We start from the raw sequence: 21,767 nt of genomic DNA on the forward strand, positions 1-21,767 counted from the left end.
CGGACTATTTTACGGGGCCGAGCATGGCCGGAGTTCCGCCATCGCCGGCGCCGGACTTCGTGCTGCCCGTGCCCACCAGTTCCAGGACAAAGACCGACACGGCCGTGGCGGCCGGGCCGAGCAGCAGCACCGGCCACGCGCGCAAGGAGAAGGCAATGCTGGCACTGGCGGACGTATCGACGGCGGGACCGAAAAGCCGGGCGACGAGGATGCCAGTCCCCCATGCCACCAGGCTGCCGGCTAACGCTCCCGCAAGGCCCGCCAAGAGCGCCGCCTGCGGTGACGGGCGCTTGCCGTCCGCCAGGAACACGGCAAGCAGGCAGCCGCCGAGCAGCAGGATGCCTGCCAGGGTCAGGTCGCGGGGCAGCCACACCACGGGAACGGTGCCGGAAGCCAGCGCCGGATCCCGGGTGATCAGGTTCAACCCGCCCGGGGCAAGAAGCCACCACAGCACGCCGGCCGGGATGCCCGCAACCGCCGGAACCAGCAGCAGGGACCAAGGCAGCAGGCGCCGGGCAGGGCGGGCCAAGTTTGTCATGCAACACACCTTAACAAAGGTTCCTGCAAGGACATGGGCCGCGCTGCTGCCGCAGGCTGTTTTACCGAGGCCGCCGGGGACCAATACGCTTGGAGGGAGAATTACGCCACCTACTGCAGGAGTTCCGGTGACCGACAACAGCGAGCCCTATGAGCAGACGTTCAGGGAGATGTTCCGCCGTCACGCCGCGGGCGTCGCCATCATCACCGTGAACTACCAGGATGAGCCGTACGGGTTTACTGCTACCTCCGTGGCCTCCCTGTCCGCCAAGCCGCCGCGTTTTACCTTCAACATGGCGCGCAGCTCCCGATCGTGGCCCGCCGTGGCCAACACCCAGTACCTGGGCGTACACATGCTGGGGCTGGAAAACCAGGAGCTCGCCGCGCGCTTCGCCCGGCCCGGCAACCGTTTCGAAGGCAACCACTGGGACATCGGGCCGCACGGCGTGCCCATCCTGAAGGATGTTGCCGGCTGGCTGATCGGCGAGGTGCAAATGAGGCTCTCGTTCGAGAACAACGCGGTGGTGGTGGTCCAGGTGGTGGATGGCCAGGTGGGCGGCGAGGGATCGCCCCTGCTGTACCACGGCGGCGCCTACGGGCAGCCGGTGCCGCTCGACTACGAAATCTGACCCCGGCAACACCGGCCGGGCTGTGAGACGCGGACGACGGCGGGAGGTGCTTCCCGGCGTCGTCCGCGTCTTTGCCAGGCGTCCCGGTTCAGGCGTCCAGGCAAGCCGGGCCCAGCAGGACCTTCAGGTCGCCGAACAGTGACGGGCTGGGGTTGACCCGGAGGTGGACGGGCAGGCCCATGATTTCGGTGCGGGTGTCGCCCTGCAGGTGCAGCCGGACTTCGGAGTTGCCCCGGTGGGTACGCAGCACGTCGCCCAGCTCGGTGACCACTGCTTCGGTGGCCTTGAAGGTGGGCATGGTGATCACCAGGGGTCCGTGCAGCCCCTCGCTGAGGTCCGGGACGGACAGCTCCATGCAGTTCAGGGTGATGGCGCCGTCGTCGCGCTTTTGCAGCCTGCCCTTGACCACCACGATCAGGTCTTCGGCAAGGACCGAGGCGATGGGCCCGTAGACCTGGCCGAAGAACATGACTTCGATGGAACCGCCCAGGTCCTCCACCTCCGCCCGGGCGTAGGCGTTGCCGCTGGCTTTGGCGATGCGCCGGCTGAGCGACGTGATCATGCCTGCGATGGTGATGATGGCCCCGTCCTGCGGACCGTCCTCGCCGAGGATGGTGGTGATGCTCATCTCGGCGTGCTGGGCCAGGAGGCCCTCCAGGCCCTGCAGCGGGTGGTCGGAGACGTACAGGCCCAGCATGTCGCGTTCGAAGGAGAGCTTGTCCTTCTTTTCCCATTCCGGCAGGTCCGGAATCTCGATGCTCAGGGAAGACGATTCCTCCCCGGCATCCTCGAAACCGGCGAAGAGGTCGAACTGGCCGATGGCCTCGTTGCGCTTGAGCGTAATGACGGAGTCGATGGCCTCTTCGTGGACCATGGCCAGGGCGCGGCGGTGGTGGCCCAGCGAGTCGAAGGCGCCTGACTTGATCAGGGACTCGATGGTCCGCTTGTTGCAGACCACGGCCGGGACCTTCATCAGGTAGTCCTTGAACGAGGTGAACGCGCCCTCGCTTTCGCGGGCCGCCACCATGGCCTCCACGGCGTTGACGCCCACGTTGCGGATGGCGCCCATGCCAAAGCGGATGTCGTTGCCCACCGGGGTGAAGTTGAGCGCGGACTCGTTGACATCCGGCGGAAGAACTGTGATGCCCATGCGCCGGCACTCGTTGAGGTAGATCGCGGACTTGTCCTTGTCATCGCCCACCGAGGTCAGCAGCGCCGCCATGTATTCAGGCGCATAGTGTGCCTTCAGGTACGCGGTCCAGTAGGAGATTACCCCGTACGCAGCGGAGTGGGCCTTGTTGAAGGCGTAGTCGGAGAAGGGCAGCAGGATGTCCCACAGGGTCTGCACGGCCTCCATGGAGTAGCCGTTGTCCTGCATGCCCTGGGAGAAGCCGGCGAACTGCTTGTCCAGCTCGGATTTCTTCTTCTTGCCCATGGCCCGGCGGAGGATGTCTGCCTGGCCCAGCGAGTAGCCGGCCAGCTTCTGCGCCACGGCCATGACCTGCTCCTGGTACACGATCAGGCCATAGGTCCCGCCGAGGATTTCCTTGAGGGGCTCCTCCAGCTCCGGGTGGATGGGGATGACCTCCTGGATGCCGTTCTTGCGCAGCGCATAGTCGGTGTGGGCGTTGGCGCCCATGGGGCCCGGGCGGTACAGCGCCAGAACGGCGGAGATGTCTTCAAAGTTGTCAGGCTTCATCAGCTTGAGCAGCGACCGCATGGGACCGCCGTCGAGCTGGAACACGCCCAGGGTGTCGCCGCGGGCCAGGAGCTCGTAGGACGGGGCGTCGTCGAGCTCGAGGTTTTCCAGGTCCAGGTCGATGCCGCGGTTCATCTTGATGTTCTCGAGGGCGTCGGAAATGATCGTCAGGTTCCGCAGGCCCAGGAAGTCCATCTTGATCAGGCCCAGGCCTTCGGACGTCGGGTAATCGAACTGCGTGATCACCTGGCCGTCCTGGAAGCGGCGCATGATGGGGATGACGTCGATGATGGGGTCCGAGGACATGATCACGCCGGCCGCGTGCACGCCCCACTGCCGCTTCAGGCCCTCGATGCCCAGCGCCGTCTCGAAGACCTTGGCAGCCTCCGGGTCCGTGGCGATCAGCTGCCGGAAGTCCCCGGCCTCGCTGTAACGCTTGGCCTCCGGGTTCTGGATGTCCGCAAGCGGGATGTCCTTGGCCATCACCGCCGGTGGGAGGGCCTTGGTCAGCGTCTCCCCCATGCTGAAGGGGTAGCCCAGGACGCGGGAGGAGTCCTTCAGGGCCTGCTTGGTCTTGATGGTGCCGTACGTGACGATCATCGCCACACGCTCGTCGCCGTACTTGCGCGTCACATAGTCGATGACCTCGGACCGGCGCCGGTCATCGAAGTCGACGTCGAAGTCGGGCATGGAGACGCGGTCCGGGTTCAGGAACCGTTCGAAGATCAGCCCGTGGCGCAGCGGGTCCAGGTCGGTAATGCGCATGGCGTAGGCCACCATGGAGCCTGCACCCGAGCCACGGCCCGGACCCACGCGGATGCCGTTGTTCTTGGCCCAGTTGATGAAGTCGGCGACCACCAGGAAGTAGCCCGGGAAACCCATGGAGGTAATGACGCCGAGCTCGTAGTCGGCCTGCTTGCGGACCTCATCCGGGATGCCGCCGGGGTACCGGTATTGCAGTCCCTTGTCCACTTCCTTGACCAGCCAGGAGGTCTCGTCCTCGCCTGGCGGGCAGGGGAACCGAGGCATGAAGTTGGCGTTGGTGTTGAAGGACACTTCGCAGCGCTCAGCGATCAGCAGGGTGTTGTCGCAGGCATCGGGATGGTCGCGGAAAAGCTCCCTCATCTCCCGCGGGGACTTGAGGTAGTAGCCGCTGCCGGAGAACGCGAACCGGGAACCGCCATTGTCATAGGTGGGTTCCAGCAGGGTGGAGCCGGACTGGATGGCCAGCAGCGCCTCGTGCGCCTTGGCGTCATGTTCGTGGGTGTAGTGGAGGTCGTTCGTGGCCACCAGCGGAAGGTTCAGGTCCTTGGCCAGCCGCAGCAGGTCGCCGGTGACGCGCCGTTCAATGTCCAGCCCGTGGTCCATCAATTCGCAGAAGTAGTTGTCCGCCCCGAAAATATCGCGGAACTCCGCCGCGGCCTCAAGCGCCTCGCGGTACTGGCCCAGACGCAGGCGTGTCTGCACTTCACCGGACGGGCAGCCCGTCGTGGCGATCAGGCCCTCGGAATAGGTGTTGAGCAGTTCCCGGTCCAGCCGCGGCCACTTGCCGAACACCGAATCGAGGGAGGCAATGGACGAGGCACGGAAGAGGTTCCGCATGCCCACGTTGTTATAGCTCAGGAGCGTCATGTGGGTGTAGGAGCCACCGCCGGAGACGTCGTCCTTGCGCTGGGATTCATCGCCCCAGCGAACGCGCTCCTTGTCAGTGCGCGCCGTGCCCGGCGTTACATACGCTTCGACGCCGATGATCGGCTTGATGCCCTTGGCCTGGGCTTTTTGCCAGAAGTCGAAGGCGCCGAACAGGTAACCATGGTCGGTCGTGGCGAGGGCCGGCATGCCGAGTCGTTCGGTTTCGTCGAACAGCTCACCCAGGCGGGCGGCTCCATCCAGCATGGAATATTCGGTGTGGGTGTGCAGGTGGACAAACGAATCATTGCTGGAACTCACCGCACCATTCTAAGCGCTGACCCCTCGCAGACAGGCCAGCCCTCCCGTGTCAGGCCTGTCCCGACTCCAGCACTTCCAGTGCATAGGCCAGGTCCTGCGGGTAGCCACTGGTGACTGTCACGCGCTCCCCTGTGACCGGGTGGTCAAACGAGAGCTCCCGGGCATGCAGCCACTGACGGGTAAGCCCGAGGTTGGCGGCAAGCCGCGGGTCGGCGCCATACGTGAGGTCACCCGCGCACGGGTGCCGCAGTGCGGAAAAATGGACCCGGATCTGGTGCGTGCGGCCGGTTTCCAGGTGGACTTCCACCAGGCTGGCCTTGCCGAATGCTTCGAGGACTTCGTAATGCGTTACCGAGGGGCGTCCGTCCTCGATGACGGCAAAACGCCAGTCGTGGCCGGGGTGGCGGCCAATGGGGGCGTCGATGGTTCCAGCCAGGGGATCCGGGAGGCCCTGCACCACAGCGTGGTACACCTTATCCACGGTGCGCTCCTTGAAGGCCCGCTTCAGGGCTGTGTAGGCCCGTTCTGATTTGGCCACCACCATCACGCCGGAAGTCCCGACGTCGAGCCTGTGGACGATGCCTGCGCGCTCGGGAGCGCCGGAGGTAGAGATGCGGTACCCGGCGGCGGCGAGGCCGCCCACCACCGTGGGCCCCACCCAGCCGGGCGACGGGTGGGCTGCCACGCCCACCGGCTTGTCGACGACGACGAAATCGTCCTCATCGAGCAGGATATTCAGGCCTTCCACAACTTCCTCCACGACTTCCAGCGGGTCCCGCCGTTCCGGAACGGTGACGTCCAGGACGTCCCCGGCAGCGAGTTTTGCCGACTTTCCCAACGCCTTGCCACGGTTCAGCACGTGGCCTTCGGCCAGCAGGGCCGCGGCGACTGAACGGGATACCCCCAGGATGCCCGCCAGGCCGGCGTCGGCCCGCGTGCCGCCGAACTCCTCGGCGACGACGATGCGTTCAGTCATGGCCAGGTTTGTCCTTGTGCCCGCTCCCGAGCCGGGTTCCGTCCAGGGCGATCCCACGGACGGTCAGGATGCAGATAATGGCGACGGCGGACACCACGGCGGAGTCGGCAATGTTGAAGATTGCGAAGTTGGGGAGTTGGATGAAGTCCACAACGTGCCCCAGGCCGAAGGACGGCTCCCGGAAGAGCCTGTCCGTCAGGTTCCCCAGGGCGCCCCCAAGCAGCAGTCCCAGGGCCAGCGACCACCAGGCAGAGCCCAGCCTGCGGACCTGCAAAAGGATCGCGATGGCCACGCCGGCCATGATGATGGAAAACACCCAGGTGACATTCTCGCCAATGGAAAACGCCGCACCCGAATTGCGGATGAAGTACCAGTGCAGAAGGGGCGGCAGCACGGGAATGCGCTCCCCTTCAACCATCGTGGAAGTGACCCAGAGTTTTGTCAGCTGGTCCAGGACGTAGGCAAAGAGCGCGAACCCGGTGAAGAGGGACAGCAGGACTGCCCGGCGGGGGCGGTGCGGGGGTGGGACAGGGCGTGCCGCGTCGGCAGCAAGTTCGTCAGTCATGGTGCTTTCAATTCGTGGATCTGGGCGTCAATGCCAAAAGCCGGCGGCCGAGGAATCCTCAGCCACCGGCTTTCAGAATACGTGCTGCCAGACTTAGTTGGCTTCGCTGACTTCCGGCGTCGCGACGGAGCCACGGGCTTCCAGGTCGCGGAGCTGGCCCTCGATGTAAGCCTTGAGGCGTGAGCGGTAGTCGCGCTCGAAGCCGCGGAGCTGCTCCACCTTGCGTTCCAGGACGGACCGCTGCTGCTCGAGCGCACCGAGGATCTTGCGGGACTTCTCCTGGGCGTCGTTGACGAGGCTGCTGGCTTCGATCTGCGCCTCAGCGATGATCTTGTCCTTCTGGGCCTGGCCGTCAGCAACGTGGCGGTCGTGCATCTGCTGCGCCATGGCCAGCAGTCCGGCAGCGGACTCGGCCGAGGCGGTAGCGGCAGCTGCGGGAGCAGCCGGTGCGGCGGCAGCAGGCGCGGCCGGCTGGACGTCCTTCTTCTTGCTGGCTTCGGCAGCCTTGGCTTCGGCCTCTGCCTTCTCGCGGGCCTCGTCCTTGTCGGCCTTGACTGGCGCGGGGACCTTCTCCACTACAGGCGCGGCAGCAGAGCTTGCCGGCACGCTGGAACCGGCTTCGGCGAGCTTCTTGCGGAGCTCGTCGTTTTCCTGGTTCAGGCGGCGGAGTTCAACGACGATTTCGTCCAGGAAGTCGTCAACCTCGTCCTGGTCATAGCCCTCGCGGAACTTGGTGGGCTGAAAGCGCTTGTTGACAACGTCTTCTGGCGTCAAAGCCATCTGGTCACCTCACTGGTCTGGTTAGTCAGTAGGCCTTCCGGCCGTCAAAACTACGGTACCTAAATTTGGTCTGCTTACTCTAATTCAACACTGCGGTGTCAAACGGGAGGTTTCTTCGCTTTACAGTAGCCGTTCACGGGGGCAACAGCCTGCATCGCTGGGTCTAAATCGGTAAATCAGGCCAGGCTCCTGGTGACGTTCATGGCGATGCTGACACCGATGAACAGGATCAGGAAGCCCAGGTCCAGGGAGACGCCGCCGAGCCGGACCGGCGGAATCAGCCGCCGCAATCCCTTGAGCGGCGGGTCGGTGATGGAGTACACGGCGTGCGCCACCACCAGGGCCGCACCGCGGGGGCGCCAGTCCCTCGCAAACATCTGCACCCAGTCGAATACGAGGCGGATGATGAGGGCGACGAAGAACAACAGCAGGGCGAGATAGAGAAGTCCGAAAACAATTCCCATGACTTATTTCATATCTCCAGGGTTCGTGCGGCGGACCACCCGGGTCTTCCGCTGTTGCACAGCTGTCGTCTTGTCTATTTCAGCACAGATGCCAGACAGGTGTCCCTGCCTGGCATCTGCAAAGCCCTGATGCTCAGCTTTGGTTGAAGAAACTGGCCTGCGTGTCGCTGGCCTTTTTGTCGTCACCGATCACTTCAACGTAGGACGGTGAGAGCAGGAACACTTTATTGGTCACACGCTCGATGCTTCCCCGAAGGCCGAAAACGAGTCCGGCGGAGAAGTCCACCAGCCGCTTGGCGTCAGCCTCGCCCATGTCGGTGACGTTCATGATCACCGGAATGCCGTCCCGGAAACTCTCACCGATGAGCTTGGCGTCATTGTAGGAACGGGGATGGATGGTCGTGATCTGCCGGAGACCGGTGTTCTCCTCGCGGCTCGAGGCCGCACGCTTAATTGGGGTCACAGGGGCGCGGTATTCCTCTTCGGGGGCGTAGGACGCCTCGCGGCTGACTTCGCGGACCGGCGCCGGAGCACGGCGTTCCTCGCGGTCAACTTCCATCGGTTCGTCCTCATCCTTACGTGTGGTCTGTTGCTCGGGCTCGTGATACTCATCGCCGTCGGCGAGCCCAAGATAGATCATTGTCTTGCGCAGAGCGCCGGCCATGGTCGACTCCTAATCGTGTCCCGTAAGCGGGCCGCCCAATGATTTGACAGCACTGGAGTCCCCCGCCCATCACTTCCAATAGGTCCGACGCTACCCCACGGCGGGACGGGAACCGAGAATATCGGAGCCTATTCTCAGGTGTGTCGCCCCGAACCTGATGGCGGCTTCCAGGTCCTGGCTCATGCCCGCCGAAATTGCCGTGGCGGCGGGGTACGTCCCGGCCAGCCGGGTGGAAACTACGGCCAGCTTTTCGAATGCAGGCTCCGGGGGTGCCCCCAGCGGAGCGACTGCCATCACGCCCATCAGGTCCAGGCCCTCAGAGCCGGCGATCCGTTCTGCCAGGAGGGGAACGTCGGCAGGGGCGGCCCCGCCACGGTGCGCATCCCCGTCGTCTTCAAGGTTGACCTGGATGAAGCAGCCCAACGGCCCGCGTCCGCTTGAGGCCATCTCGTGGCGCATGGCTTTCGCCAGCGCATCGACAAGCTGCGGCCGGTCCACCGAATGTACCGTGGCCGCGTAACGTGCCACCGACTTGGCCTTCTTGGTCTGCAGCTGGCCTACAAAATGCCAGGTGAGGGCAAGGTCGGCGAGTTCGAGGGCCTTGGCCGCCGCCTCCTGGTCCCGGTTTTCGCCCACATCCCGAATCCCGAGGGCGGCCAGCCGGCGGATGTCGTCGGCTGGATGGAACTTGGTCACCACGATCAGTGCCGGCGGCCGGTCCGCGCGCCCGGCGCTTTCGGCCGCTGCACTGATCCGCTTCCGCACTGCCGCCAGCCGCTCGGCGAGTTCGGCGCTCCGTGCATCGCCGCCCTGTCCGCGGCCGGCACCCGGCACGTCAGTCATGGCACCAGACCAGCCCCGCGAAGCGGCCGGTGTTCCGGTCGCGGCGGTACGAATAGAGCGTTTCCGTCTCAAGGGTGCAAGGCCCGGAGTACTCCACCTCCACCCCAACAGCCTCAAGCTGGTTCCGGGCACCGGCAGGGAGGTCCAGGGCGGGCGTTCCCCAGGACGTCGTACTCCGGGTTGCCGGAACCAGCGCGGATACCTCATCTCGCAACGCTGCCGGTACCTCGTAGCAGGACCCGCAGATCGACGGCCCCATCCAGGCCCGGATCCGGGAGGCGCCCAGCGCCTTCATGCTGTCCACCGCAGCAGGGAGGACGCCGTTAGCCACGCCGGGCCGGCCGGCGTGGACTGCGGCAAGCACCGGCCCGCTTCCGGACTCCCCCGCAAGAAGCACCGGAATGCAGTCGGCCACCATGACCGCCAGAGGCAGGCCTCGGGACACCATGCCATCAGCCACGGGGACCGGCGACTGCGCGTCCATCAGGGCAACTGTGGTGCCGTGAACCTGGTTCATGAACCGCAGGGCCTGCGGCTCCAGGCCGATGGACTGCTCCAGGCGCTTGCGGCGTTCCTGGACTGCAGCAGGATCATCCCCCACATGCAGTGCCAGGTTTCCCGTGCCTTCATCCGTGAATGCGGCCGACACCCCGGGCAGGATGTCGGCACGCCAATGGAACAAGCCGCTGCCTACTTCAGGAAGTCGGGAACATCCAGGTCATCCGGGTGGGTACCGGTCAGGTCCGGCTCCACCACGGAGGGCAGGTCGACGTCGAAGCCCGAGTCAGCAGGGACGGCCGAGGGGCGCTGCTGGCCCCAGTTGCTCAGCCCGGCGGCACCGACGCCGGCGTGGATCGGCTGGACGTTCTGCTGGTGGTTGCCGTTGCCCTGGTGGTTGCCACCCTGCGGGTGGGCCGAGGCAGGAGCGGCAGCCGGGGCGGCAGGACGCTGCGGGGCGGCCTGCGGCTGGGACTGGTCCATGGACGGCGAGGTGGCCTTGACGTCGTCGAACCCGGCGGCGATGACCGTCACACGGGCTTCATCGCCAAGGGCGTCGTCAATGACGGCACCGAAGATGATGTTGGCTTCGGGGTGGGCCACTTCCTGGACCAGCCGCGCGGCCTCGTTGATTTCGAACAGGCCCAGGTCTGAACCACCCTGGATGGAGAGCAGGACGCCGTGGGCACCGTCGATGGAGGCTTCCAGCAGCGGCGAGGCGATGGCGAGTTCCGCTGCCTTGACGGCGCGGTCTTCGCCGCGGGCGGAGCCAATGCCCATGAGGGCCGAGCCCGCGCCCTGCATGACGGATTTAACGTCTGCGAAGTCCAGGTTGATCAGGCCCGGCGTGGTGATGAGGTCGGTGATGCCCTGGACACCGGACAGCAGGACCTGGTCCGCGGAGCGGAACGCGTCAAGGACGGAGACGTTGCGGTCACTGATGGACAGCAGCCGGTCATTGGGGATCACGATCAGGGTGTCCACCTCGTCCCGGAGGGCGTCGATGCCTGCCTCGGCAGAGCCGGCGCGGCGGCGGCCCTCGAAGGTGAACGGCCGGGTGACAACGCCAATGGTCAGGGCGCCGAGTGAGCGGGCGATCCGGGCCACGACGGGGGCGCCGCCGGTGCCCGTGCCGCCGCCTTCGCCGGCAGTGACGAAGACCATGTCGGCACCGCGCAGGACTTCCTCGATTTCGTCAGCGTGGTCTTCGGCGGCCTGCTTACCTACCTCGGGGTTGGCACCTGCGCCGAGGCCACGGGTCAGCTCGCGTCCGACGTCGAGCTTCACGTCGGCGTCGCTCATGAGCAGGGCCTGGGCGTCGGTGTTGATGGCGATGAATTCAACACCTCTGAGGCCGACCTCGATCATGCGGTTGACTGCGTTCACGCCACCGCCGCCGATGCCGACGACTTTGATGACGGCCAAGTAATTCTGCGGAGCTGCCACGTTACGTGTCCCTTGTTCGTGTCTTATTGCGAAAACTGATGAAGAGCTTGAAGGCTGCAACCTTAACCTTCGAGTTGAAGGTTATAGTTATGTCAAGTAACTCTTGTCTGTGACGGTATTTCCTCTGGTTCCCACATTCAATAACCGGGTCCGCGTGTCGGATTAATACCGGGAAAGAAAGGGTGTCAGCGAGTCACGGGGTGCCGGGGCACACTGACATCGTAGACCTTGACCGGGTTCTTCGGGTCCGCCGGAGCCTTGAGGAGGGCGGCCAGAACCTTGGCCTTGAGCTCCTTCTCCGAGGCGTTGCCCCACACGATGGTCTGGCCGTCCACAAGCTTCAGCTCCACGGCATCCACCGACTGCGCGGACGCGTTGGACAACTTCGCCAGCACATCGGGCGGCAATGCCCCCAGGACCGCCGCGGTAGCGCGGAACAGGTCCTGGCCGATCGCCCCGGCGCCGCCGTCAATCACCGGCAGCGACGCGGACGTCGGATCGTCGGTGGTGGCCAGTTGGACGCCGTCGACGTCCACCAACTGGTACTTCTCCCCCTGCTTCACCAAGGCAACCGGCACTCGTTCATGCACTGCCACGGTGAGCGTGGAGGGCGGCCGGGCCTCCACGGATACGGATTTGACCTGGACCAGGGAGCCGAGCAGGCCCCGGACATCGTCCTCGCTGATCTGCGGCAGCGGCTTGCCGCGCAGCGGTTCGAGTGCAGCCTGCACCTGGGCGGGGGTGAGCAGGCGGGTCCCCGTGACCGAGATGGTCTGCAGGGCCAGGACGGGAGAATAAACCGCGGCGGCCAGGAGCCCGGCCACCAGCACAAACACCGTTACGACGGCGAGGATGACCTTCTTCCTGCGGCGCCGTCCCTTGGGTTCGGGGAACGCCAGGACAGTGGCACCGGAAGGTTTTTCCTCCCGCACGGGTTTCGGCGCCGCCGGCTCCGGGACGCTGCGCGAGGCTGTGATGACGTCGCCGCGGGCGGCACCGCCGGCGTCTTCGGCAGCGTCCTTCGGGGACCGGTGGCCGTTCCCCGCCGTGGGAGCTGGCCGGGCGTCCCGCTTGGGCGGTGAGTACGTGGGGCGGCGGGAGCTAGGCACGCAGCGCCTCCACGATCCGGGGTCCGTAGGCTGTCACGTCGCCGGCGCCCACTGTAAGGACAACGTCTCCGTCCACCGCAGCTTCAACCAGGGACCTGACGGCATCCCCGGGCCCAACCAGCCGGCCGCCGCCCGTGAGGTGGTCGGCGATCAACTGGCTGGTAACTCCGGGAATAGGGTCTTCCCTGGCGGGGTAGATGTCCAGGACAAGTGCGGTGTCGGCGAGATTCAGGGCGTCGGCGAACTCTGCGGCGAACTCCCGGGTCCGCGAAAACAGGTGCGGCTGGAATAGGACGTGCACCTTGTGGTCCCCTGCCACGGAGCGGGCTGCGGTAAGCGCTGCCCGGACCTCGGTGGGGTGGTGCGCGTAGTCATCGAAGACCCGCACGCCCCGTACTGTGCCCTTGAGTTCAAAGCGGCGGGAGGCACCGGAGAAATGTGCCAGGCCGTCGGCCGCCGCCGCTGGGTCCACGCCGAGTTCGAGGGCAACGGCAAAGGCAGCCGCCGCATTCAGGGCGTTGTGGCGTCCGGGAACCTGCAGCGACAACCCATAGCGCGCACCATCCCTGGTTGACACAGCCACCTGTCCGGGGCCGCCGTCGTCAAGCCTGACATCTGACGCTTCGCCGGTGCCGTACAGGAGCACACGGGTGTTGCCCCGCGCCTTGGTCCGCTCGGCGAGTGCCAGCGCGCCGGCGTCATCAGCGCAGGCCACCAGCAGGCCATCCGCTGGGAGTAAAGCGGTAAACCGGTCGAAGGACTGGTAAACCGCTTCTGCCGTGCCGTAGTAGTCCAGATGGTCGGGCTCCACGTTGGTGACGACCTCGATACGCGGCCGGTAGTTCAGGAAGGAACCATCGGATTCATCTGCCTCGGCAACGAAGATCGCGGCGGAACCGTGTGCGGCGTTTACCCCGATCGCCGGGATGTTGGCGCCCACGGCAAAGGAAGGATCAAGTCCTGCCGCACGCAGCAGCACGGTGATCATCGACGTCGTGGTGGACTTGCCGTGTGTTCCGGCCACGGTCACCACCGTGTCATCGCCCATGGTGGCTGCCAGCGCCTGGGACCGGTGCAGCACAGGCAGCCCGGCCTCCCGCGCTGCCGCCAGCTCGGGGTTGTCCTCCCTGATGGCCGATCCGGCAACGATGGTCTGCGCGTCCGCCACGTTGACGGCCGCGTAACCAACAGCGATGCGGGCGCCGGCCGCCGCGAGGTCGGCCATGACCGGCAGGTCCTTCGCGTCCGACCCGCTGACCGGAACACCACGGGCCACCATGATGCGGGCAACGGCGGACATGCCTACTCCGCCGATGCCGATGAAGTGCACCTTTCCCAGCGACTCAAGGCGGGGGGCGTTGTGGGGACTCATGCAGATACCGCTTCCAGGACAAGACCAGCCATGCGCTGGTCGGCATTTCGGATACCGAGCCGGTAGGACTTGGCTTCCATTTCGGCGAGCCTCGCTTTATCGGTGATCAGCGGAATCAGCTCACGCTCAACCCATTCCGGGGTGAAGTCCCGGTCCGCCACCAGCAGCGCTCCCCCAGCGGACACCAGGCCCGCGGCATTGAGCGCCTGTTCACCGTTCCCAATTGGCAGGGGCACCAGGACTGCGGGGACGCCCACCGCTGCGACCTCAGATACGGTCGCAGCCCCCGACCTGGCCAGGAGCAGGTCCGCCGCGGCGTAGGCGAGTTCCATCCCGTCGATGTACTCCACCTGCCGGTAGCCCTCTGCGGCGAGGGGCCGTCCGGCCTGGTCCAGGACGGTTTTGCCGCGTCCGGTGATGTGCAGGGTCTGGATGCCGGCATCAGCCAGCTGCGCGACCGCTCCCGCGATCGTCCGGTTGATGCTCAGCGCCCCGGATGAACCGCCCGTGACGATCAGGGTGGGTTGCTGGGGATCGAGGCCAAGCGCTTCGCGGGCGGCAGTGCGGGCTGACTTCCGGTCCAGGCCGGAAATCTCCTTCCGCATGGGCATCCCCACGTGCACGGCGTCCCGGAGCGGGGTACCCTCGAAGGCCACGGCCACCCGGCCGCGCAGGAAGGCTCCCACGCGGTTGGCGAGTCCGGGGCGGGCGTTCGCCTCATGGATCACGATTGGCACCCGCCGCTTCCGTGCAGCCAGGTACATGGGCGTGCAAACGTATCCGCCGACCCCCACCAGCACGTCGGCCCCGGCCTGGTCCAGGATGGCGCCGGCCTGCCGTACGGCGCCCGCCAGCCTGCCGGGCAGGCGGAGCAGGTCTGCGGAGGGCCTGCGTGGAAAGGGCACACGGTCGATCGTGGCGAGCTCCACGCCTGCGGCCGGAACCAGCCTGGTTTCCATTCCGGAGGGCGTGCCAACGGCCAGGATGGCGGCGTTGGGCGCTTGGCTGCGGATGGCGGCGGCGATGGCAAGCAACGGGCTGATATGGCCGGCTGTTCCGCCGCCCGCCAGCACGATGGAGGGGTTAGTGGGAGTCATCTGGGGTCAGGCACGCTTTCTGGAAATTTTTGGTTGGCTTGTATTCCGTCCTGCCAGGAACGGGAACTTCAGCAGCTTCTTGGGACGCATGGCCGGCGCCATCTGTTCCCGCGCCAGGGACAGGACCACCCCGACGGCGCACAGCGACATCAACAGGGCCGAGCCGCCGTAGGAAATAAAGGGCAACGGCACCCCGATGACAGGCATCAGCCCCGCGACCACGGACATGTTCACGGTGGCCTGGCCCAGCAGCCACACCATGATGGTGCCGGCGAGGACCCGGTGGAACAGGTCCTCCTGGGCTACCACCACGCGGTAGATGGCAGCACCGAGGATGGCGAAAAGAACCAGGACGACGACGGTCCCCACCAGGCCGAGTTCCTCACCGATGATGGCGAAAATGAAGTCGTTGTGGGCTTCGGGGATCCAGCTGTACTTCTGCCTGCTCTGCCCCAGGCCCACCCCAAGCCAACCTCCCGAAGCAAGGCCGTACATGCCGTTGGTGGCCTGGTAGTTCGCGTCGACGCCGTCCGCGCAGGATTGCCCGGTCCACCAGGAGGTGATGCGGCACATGCGGTTGGAGCTGGTTACCGCCATGACTGCCGTGCCTGCGGCTGCAACGAGGCCGGCGATGCCGAAGAGGTACAACGGAACGCCAGCGAAGAACAGGGCCGCTGCGACGATCATCATGATGATCATGGCAGTGCCAAGGTCGTTGCCCACCAGGATGAGGACAATGACGACGGCCGCCATGGGCACGGCAGGGACCAGCACGTGCTGCCACCTGCCAAGCAGCTTCCCTTTCCGTGCCAGCACCGTCGCAAGCCACAGGGCGAGAGCCAGTTTGGCCGCCTCTGATGGCTGGAAGGTAATGCCGCCCACGTCGATCCAGTTCCGGTTGCCGTTGATCTCGGCACCGACCACCTGCACCAGGGCGAGGAGCGCCACGGCACCCGCGACGGCGGGCCACGCGAGCCGCTTCAGCCAGACCACGTTGATGCGCGAGAGCACGAACATGGTGGAGATCCCGAGGGCTGCGAATACTCCCTGTTTCAGGGCGTCTCCGTACGGGGACTTGCCGGCGGCGATTGATTCAACGCTGGAGGCGGAGAGGACCATCATGATTCCGATGGCCGTCAGGGCCAGCGTGGCGCCAAGGATGAGGTAATACGTCGAGCCGCTCCGGGATTTTCCCGTCCCCTCCAGCGCCGACCAGAAGCGGCGGTAGAGCGTGCGCAGCCCTGCGGCGGCAGCAATCCGGCGGCGGGCGGTGGCAGTGGAGCCGGGGCGCGTCCTGCCGCTCTCGGGCCGCGTGGGCGTGCTGGCCATTGTTACTCCTCGCCGGTCTGGGCCTGCCCTTCCACCAGCTCTCGGACAGCGTTGATAAAAGCACCACCACGGTGAGCATAGGAAGAGAACTGATCCATGGAAGCAGCTGCCGGAGCCATCAGGACGGTGTCGCCGGATTCGGCGACCCGTGCTGCTGACGCCACGGCCCAGGACATGACCTGTTCTCCGTTGCCGGAGGGACCGGCAGGGGTTCCACCGGGCGCCGAAGCAGTCTGCACCTTTTCAGTGTCACCTGCCCCGGGTTCGATCACGGGGACATCGGGCGCGTGTCGCTGGAGGGCTTCGCGCAGTGGCGCGGTGTCCGTTCCTATCAGGACCACAGCCTTGAACCGTGCCGCGTGCTCCCTCACCAGGTCCTCATAGCTCACGCCTTTGGACAGGCCGCCGGCAATCCAGACCACGTTGTTGAAGGCGGACAGGGAGGCAGAAGCTGCGTGGGGGTTGGTGGCCTTGGAGTCGTTCACCCAAAGGACACCGTTCAGGCGGGCCACGGGCTGGATCCGGTGGTCGCCGGGGACGTAGTCCACGATGCCCTGGCGCACAGCCTTCGCGTCCACGCCGTAAGCGCGCACCAGGCCTGCGGCGGCCAGGGCGTTGGCCACCATGTGGCGCGGTGCAAGCGGCCCAAGGTCTCCCATGGAGGCCAGTTCGGCAGCGCTGTTCCTGCGCTCCTCGATGAAAGCGCGGTCCACCAGCAGCCCTTCCACCACTCCAAGCATGCTGATGGCCGGCGTGACCGTAGTGAAGCCGACCGCCCGGCAGCCCTCCACGACGTCGGCCGCTTCCACCATGCGTTCGGTTTCCACCTGCTCGGCGTTGTAGATGCACGCCTTCTGCGTCCGTTCGTAGACTTTGGCCTTGTCAGCCAGGTACGAATCGTACGATTCGTGCCAGTCCACGTGGTCCTCGGCCACATTGAGGCACACGCTGGCGATGGGCGAGACGGATTCAGCCCAGTGCAGCTGAAAGCTGGAGAGTTCGACCGCGAAGACGTCGTACTCCACCGGATCGCGAAGGGCGTCCAGGATGGGAGTCCCCACGTTGCCCACGGCGATGGCTTTAAGGCCGGCGGCACGTAGCATCGATTCGGTCAGTCCCACCGTGGTGGTCTTCCCGTTCGTACCCGTAATGGCCAGCCAGTCTGCCGTCTTCCGGCCTTCCCGGACCCGCACGCGCCAGGCCAGTTCGACGTCGCCCCAGACCGGGATGTGCGCACGTGCAGCTGCTGCCAGCAGCGCCTGGTCCGGGCGCCATCCCGGCGAGGTAACGATCAGTTCAGGAAGTTCGCCGTCGATGCGCGGGATGTGCGTGACCGCGTCCGGGCCCAGCAGCACGTCCGCTGCGCCAACGATCTTCAAGGTGTCCGCGTGTGCCCGCGCTTTTTCGCTGGTGGCCGCATCAACCACCACGACGCGTGCGCCGAGCTCGATCAGGGTGTCTGCCGCCGCGAAGCCCGAGACACCGATTCCGGTGACGACAACGCGCAGGCCGGCCCAGTCGGAGTCCCAGGAGACGAGGTTTTCCAGGCGGTGGGAAACGGTCACAGCAGTACAACCCATTCAGCGTAGAAGATGCCCAGTCCGACGGCGACGAAGAGGCCGCCCAGGATCCAGAACCGGACTACGACCGTCACCTCGGCCCAGCCCTTGAGTTCGAAGTGGTGCTGCAGCGGAGCCATCTTGAAGACGCGCTTACCGCCCGTGGCCTTGAAGTAGCCCACCTGGATGATGACGGACAGGGTGATGAGCACGAACAGGCCACCCACGATCCCCAGCAGGAGTTCGGTGCGGGAGAGGATGGCGAAACCGGCAACGGCACCGCCGATGGCAAGGGAACCGGTGTCGCCCATGAAGATCTTTGCCGGCGAGGTGTTCCACCAAAGGAAGCCCACCAGCGCTGCACTGAGGATTGCGGCCAGGAGTGCCAGGTCCAGGGGGTCCCGCACGGAGTAACAGCCGCTGCCGGCTTCCCGCGGGGAACCGCAGGCCTGGTTGCTCTGCCATATTCCCATCAAGGTATATGCACCGAAAACCATGATGGACGCGCCGGCGGCTAGGCCGTCCAGGCCGTCGGTGAGATTCACGCCGTTCGTCGCGGCGGTGACGATCAGGTTGGACCAGATGACAAACAGGATGGCGCCCAGGACAGTGCCGCCAAAGGCCAGGTCGAGCCACGGCAGGTCCCGCACCAGGGAGATTTTCGTTGACGCCGGGGTCAGTCCGGCACCATTGGGGAAGTTCAAGGCCAGGATGGCGAAGATGATGCCCACGGCGGCCTGCAGGATGAGCTTGGCCTTCGCGTTGAGGCCCAGGCTCCGCTGGCGTGAGATTTTGATGAAGTCATCGAGGAAGCCCACCAGGCCCATGCCCACCATAAGGAACAGCAGGATGAGCGCCGATGCGGAAGGCCCGGGCGAGTCCGGGTTCATCATCAGCATGATGAGGTGGGTAAGCCCGTAGCTCAGCAGTACGGCCGCAACCACCACAGTCCCGCCCATAGTGGGCGTCCCCCGTTTGGTGTGGTGCGATGTTGGCCCGTCATCACGGATGAACTGGCCGTAGCCGCGGCGCACCAGGAGGCGGATGAAAAGCGGGGTGCCCACCAGGGCACACAGCAGGGCAAGGCCTGCGCCGATCAGCAGAGCAATCACAGCAGAGTGCTCCTTTCGTCGGCAGGGGTCGGGGCTGGGGGTAATGCTATCCGATCGCCCAAATGGCGAAGTCCAACGCTGTTGGAAGACTTGAACAGCACCAGGTCCCCGGGTTCGAGTTCTGCATCAAGGATGCCGTGGGCCTCATCCACCGTTTCCGCGAAGAGGCATTCGTCGCCCCAGGAGCCTTCCTGGACGGCGGAGACATAGAGGGCTCGGGCTTCCCGGCCCACTACCAGCAACCGGGAGATGTTTAGCCGGACCACCTGGGTCCCCACGGCAGTGTGCTCGCGGATGGAATCGTCGCCGAGTTCCAGCATGGCTCCCAGGACTGCCCAGGTACGGCGGCCGCGCCCAAGGTCGGCCAGGGTCCGAAGGGCTGCGCGCATGGATTCAGGGTTGGCGTTGTAGGCATCGTTGATGATGGTGACGCCGTCCGGACGTTCAGTCCGTTCCATCCGCCATCGGCTTGCCGCGGCCTGGTTGCTCAATGAAGCGGCGATGTCGTCGCCCGGCACTCCTGCGGCGCACGCGGCTGCTGCAGCTCCCAGCAGGTTACCTGTGTGGTGTGCTCCGATGAGCCGGCTGCTCACATGGCGGGGGGCAGAGCCGTCGGGGAGCAGGAGGTCGAATTCGGGACAGCCTGTGGCGTTGGTGTCGGCGTTCAGTGCCTGCACCTGGGCGTCGGGGCGTCCTTCCGCGGAGAAGCCGAGGACTGCAGCCGTGGTCCGGCTGCGCATGGCCGCGACGCGTTCGTCGTCGAGATTGATGACCGCGGTTCCGTGGGCGGTCAGGCCTTCCACCATCTCGCCCTTCGCCAGCGCGATGTTCTCCACTCCCCCGAACTCGCCGGCATGGGCGGTGCCTACTGCCAGGACCACTCCAATGTCCGGCTTGACCATCTCGGCGAGGTAGCGGATGTGCCCGATGCCGGTGGCCCCCATTTCGATGACCAGGTAGCGGGTGTCCGTGTCTGCACGGAAGACCGTGAGCGGGACGCCAACCTCACCGTTGTAGGAGCCCTGGGGCGCCACGGTGTTGCCCTGCGTGGAAAGGATTCCGGCGAGCAGGTCCTTGGTGGTGGTTTTGCCGGCGGAACCGGTGATGCCGACGCATGTCAGCTGGCTTCCGGCTTCTGCCCGGGCAGCACGGATGCGGCGCACGGCTTCTGCCGCGAGGTCCCCCATGGCCAGGACTGCGTCGGCAACCACGATCGAGGGGTAGGCGGTGCCGTCCGGTGCTGTGACGGGACGCTCCACGAGGGCCAGGACGGCACCCGCCGCAAATGCGGCGCCAACGAAGTCATGGCCATCGGCAAGCTCGCCGGGCTTTGCGACGTAAAGCGAGCCCTGGGTGGCTTCGCGTGAATCCGTCACCACCGAGAGGGGCGTAATTCCGGGATCGGCGTCCAGGCGCCCGCTGGTGATTTCGGCGATTTCCGCCGCAGTAAATGCAATCATCTCGGTCTAGGACTCTATCCGGTCGGCTGGGAGAACGTTGAATCCCCTGGCTGTCAAGGCGGTGCGCAGTTCCACCCGGTCGTCCAGGGCAAGGTTGACGCCCTTCACTTCCTGCCACACCTCATGGCCGCGGCCGGCGACCAGGATCGTGTCCTGCGGCCGGGCCAGGGCAACTGCGCGGCGGATCGCTTCGTCGCGCGGGAAGACCTCCAGCAGCTCCGCCGCCAGGGACTCCTCCTCGATGGCACGCCGGGCGCCCGCCAGGACGTCGGCGCGGATTGCTGCCGCGTCTTCGTCGTGCGGGTCGTCGTCGGTGATGATCACGGTGTCGGCGAGCCGGGCAGCGATGGCTCCCATCGCCGGCCGCTTGCCCTGGTCCCGCTGCCCGGTGGCTCCGAAGACCACGATCAGCCGGGAGTCCGGTTCGGCCGATCGGACGGCTTCCAGGGCCCGGGCCAGGGCGTCGGTGTTGTGGGCGAAGTCCACCACGGCGGCAGGTTGCCGCGCAATCAGTTCCATGCGTCCGGGTACGGCCACCGTGAAGGGGTCTGCGCTGTCCAGCGCCGCCTGGAGGTCACCCGGTTCGACTCCTGCAGCAAGCACCATGAGCGCCGCCAGGGCGGCGTTGGCCACATTGAAGCTGCCGGGCAGCCCGGTGTGGATGTCCAGGACAGTGCCGCCGGGTCCGGCCAGCGTAAAGCGGGTGCCAAGGCCCTCCGGTACCGCCCCGGTGACTGTCCAGTCCGCCGGGGTGCGCCCGCTGGTGCTGAGCGTGGTGATTGGCACCGCGCTGCTGCCGGCCAGGCGCTGGCCCCACTCGTCGTCGACCGTGACGACGGCCGTCCGGGCGCGTCCGGGCGTGAAGAGCTCCGCCTTTGTGGCGAAGTACTCCCCCATGGTGTTGTGAAGGTCCAGGTGGTCCTGGGTTAGGTTGGTGAAACCGGCGACGTCGAACAGCAGCCCATCAACACGCTGGTAGGAAATGGCGTGGGAGGAGACCTCCATGGCTGCGGCGTCCAGCCCGCGCTCTTTCATCAGGGCGAGCAGCCCATGGACCTCGGGTGACTCGGGCGTGGTGAGAAGGCTGGGGATGGCTTCCGCGCCGGCGAGGATCTCTATGGTCCCGATCAGGCCGGTCCGCTGGCCCAGCGCGCGCAGCAGCGAGGTGATGAAGTAGGTGGTGGTGGTCTTCCCGTTGGTCCCGGTGACACCGAAAAGCCGCAACGGGCGGTCGTCGGCCGCCTGGCTCTGGTAGATCATGGCCGACAGCGGTCCAACGTCGTTGCGTGGCCTGTCCACGACCAGCACGGGCACGGGGGTGTCCGCGGACAGGGCAAGCAGGCGCGCCCCGGCGTCGTCCGTGAGAACGGCAGCCGCGCCCGCGGCGACCGCGTCCGTCACGAAGTCCGCCCCGTGCCTCGTGGCGCCGGGAAGCGCGACATACAGGTCCCCGGGCTCAACCGTCCGGGAGTTGATGGAGATGCCGGTTATTTCCACGCCGGCGCCCGGGGCGGGGACGGCTACGCCCAGGGCCTGCCCGACGGCGGACAGCGGCACGGCCGCCACGACAGCGGGCCTGAAGCGGCCGGGGTTCTGGTTCCGGGCAGTGTCGCTTCCGGGCGTGGGTAATTCTGGCAAGGGGCTCTCCGATGGTGCTAGTACATGCCCGGCCTGGTTG

The 21,767-nt window shown here is 66.1% G+C and carries 19 protein-coding genes; 1 reads left to right on the forward strand and 18 read right to left on the reverse strand.

Translation table 11 applies throughout. From position 1 onward, the window contains the following. Positions 1-4: 4 nt before the first annotated feature. The gene (locus VXJ37_RS17285; protein ID WP_331324278.1) at positions 5-538 is read right to left on the reverse strand and encodes a hypothetical protein; all 534 of its coding nucleotides are present in this window, start codon (positions 536-538) and stop codon (positions 5-7) included. A gap of 127 nt (positions 539-665) precedes the next feature. On the opposite strand from VXJ37_RS17285, the gene VXJ37_RS17290 reads away from it, so the two are divergent. Further along, the gene (locus VXJ37_RS17290; protein WP_331324279.1) at positions 666-1,166 is read left to right on the forward strand and encodes a flavin reductase family protein; all 501 of its coding nucleotides are present in this window, start codon (positions 666-668) and stop codon (positions 1,164-1,166) included. Positions 1,167-1,254: 88 nt separating this feature from the next. Here VXJ37_RS17290 and dnaE read toward each other — a convergent pair whose 3' ends face one another. From dnaE to VXJ37_RS17375, 17 genes are all read right to left on the reverse strand, one after another. Next, positions 1,255-4,815, reverse strand: a complete 3,561-nt coding sequence (dnaE, locus tag VXJ37_RS17295) for a DNA polymerase III subunit alpha (RefSeq protein WP_331324280.1) — start codon at positions 4,813-4,815, stop codon at positions 1,255-1,257. A 49-nt stretch (positions 4,816-4,864) separates the two neighbouring features. Then, complete coding sequence (locus VXJ37_RS17300; RefSeq protein WP_331324281.1) at positions 4,865-5,791, reverse strand: RluA family pseudouridine synthase; 927 nt, start codon at positions 5,789-5,791, stop codon at positions 4,865-4,867. After that, a complete protein-coding gene (lspA, locus tag VXJ37_RS17305; RefSeq protein ID WP_331324282.1) occupies positions 5,784-6,356 on the reverse strand; it encodes a signal peptidase II in 573 nt (190 codons plus the stop codon). The genes VXJ37_RS17300 and lspA overlap by 8 nt, the downstream gene beginning before the upstream one ends. 93 nt (positions 6,357-6,449) lie before the next feature. Then, positions 6,450-7,136, reverse strand: coding sequence for a DivIVA domain-containing protein (locus VXJ37_RS17310; RefSeq protein ID WP_331324283.1), 687 nt, complete (start codon positions 7,134-7,136; stop codon positions 6,450-6,452). Between the two features lie 176 nt (positions 7,137-7,312). Continuing rightward, positions 7,313-7,600 (reverse strand): YggT family protein, encoded by a 288-nt coding sequence (locus tag VXJ37_RS17315; RefSeq protein WP_331324284.1) that lies wholly within the window; start codon positions 7,598-7,600, stop codon positions 7,313-7,315. A gap of 133 nt (positions 7,601-7,733) precedes the next feature. Further along, positions 7,734-8,264: a cell division protein SepF gene (locus tag VXJ37_RS17320; protein WP_141940879.1), complete on the reverse strand. Its 531-nt coding sequence runs from the start codon at positions 8,262-8,264 to the stop codon at positions 7,734-7,736. 90 nt (positions 8,265-8,354) lie between these two features. Next, positions 8,355-9,107 carry a YggS family pyridoxal phosphate-dependent enzyme gene (locus VXJ37_RS17325; RefSeq protein WP_331324285.1) on the reverse strand — a complete coding sequence of 251 codons (753 nt, stop codon included), beginning with the start codon at positions 9,105-9,107 and terminating at the stop codon, positions 8,355-8,357. After that, positions 9,100-9,789 (reverse strand): peptidoglycan editing factor PgeF, encoded by a 690-nt coding sequence (gene pgeF / locus VXJ37_RS17330; RefSeq protein WP_331324286.1) that lies wholly within the window; start codon positions 9,787-9,789, stop codon positions 9,100-9,102. The genes VXJ37_RS17325 and pgeF overlap by 8 nt, the downstream gene beginning before the upstream one ends. An 8-nt stretch (positions 9,790-9,797) precedes the next feature. Then, the gene (ftsZ, locus tag VXJ37_RS17335; protein ID WP_141940876.1) at positions 9,798-11,051 is read right to left on the reverse strand and encodes a cell division protein FtsZ; all 1,254 of its coding nucleotides are present in this window, start codon (positions 11,049-11,051) and stop codon (positions 9,798-9,800) included. Positions 11,052-11,236: 185 nt separating this feature from the next. After that, entirely contained in the window at positions 11,237-12,160 is a 924-nt protein-coding gene (locus VXJ37_RS17340) for a cell division protein FtsQ/DivIB (protein ID WP_331324287.1), read from the reverse strand. Then, positions 12,153-13,532 carry a UDP-N-acetylmuramate--L-alanine ligase gene (gene murC / locus VXJ37_RS17345; protein ID WP_331324288.1) on the reverse strand — a complete coding sequence of 460 codons (1,380 nt, stop codon included), beginning with the start codon at positions 13,530-13,532 and terminating at the stop codon, positions 12,153-12,155. Before murC ends, VXJ37_RS17340 begins: the two co-directional genes overlap by 8 nt. Next, positions 13,529-14,629, reverse strand: a complete 1,101-nt coding sequence (gene murG / locus VXJ37_RS17350; protein ID WP_331324290.1) for an undecaprenyldiphospho-muramoylpentapeptide beta-N-acetylglucosaminyltransferase — start codon at positions 14,627-14,629, stop codon at positions 13,529-13,531. Before murG ends, murC begins: the two co-directional genes overlap by 4 nt. A gap of 6 nt (positions 14,630-14,635) precedes the next feature. Then, positions 14,636-15,958, reverse strand: coding sequence for a putative lipid II flippase FtsW (ftsW, locus tag VXJ37_RS17355; RefSeq protein ID WP_331324291.1), 1,323 nt, complete (start codon positions 15,956-15,958; stop codon positions 14,636-14,638). A gap of 2 nt (positions 15,959-15,960) precedes the next feature. After that, a complete protein-coding gene (gene murD / locus VXJ37_RS17360; RefSeq protein ID WP_331324292.1) occupies positions 15,961-17,538 on the reverse strand; it encodes a UDP-N-acetylmuramoyl-L-alanine--D-glutamate ligase in 1,578 nt (525 codons plus the stop codon). Then, positions 17,520-18,629: a phospho-N-acetylmuramoyl-pentapeptide-transferase gene (gene mraY / locus VXJ37_RS17365; RefSeq protein ID WP_331324293.1), complete on the reverse strand. Its 1,110-nt coding sequence runs from the start codon at positions 18,627-18,629 to the stop codon at positions 17,520-17,522. Before mraY ends, murD begins: the two co-directional genes overlap by 19 nt. Continuing rightward, entirely contained in the window at positions 18,626-20,089 is a 1,464-nt protein-coding gene (locus VXJ37_RS17370) for a UDP-N-acetylmuramoyl-tripeptide--D-alanyl-D-alanine ligase (protein WP_331324294.1), read from the reverse strand. The genes mraY and VXJ37_RS17370 overlap by 4 nt, the downstream gene beginning before the upstream one ends. A 6-nt stretch (positions 20,090-20,095) precedes the next feature. Beyond that, entirely contained in the window at positions 20,096-21,727 is a 1,632-nt protein-coding gene (locus VXJ37_RS17375) for a UDP-N-acetylmuramoyl-L-alanyl-D-glutamate--2,6-diaminopimelate ligase (protein WP_331324296.1), read from the reverse strand. Positions 21,728-21,767: the final 40 nt, after the last annotated feature.

The organism is Pseudarthrobacter phenanthrenivorans, assembly GCF_036455295.1.
GTDB classification, from domain to species: Bacteria; Actinomycetota; Actinomycetes; order Actinomycetales; family Micrococcaceae; genus Arthrobacter; species Arthrobacter phenanthrenivorans_C.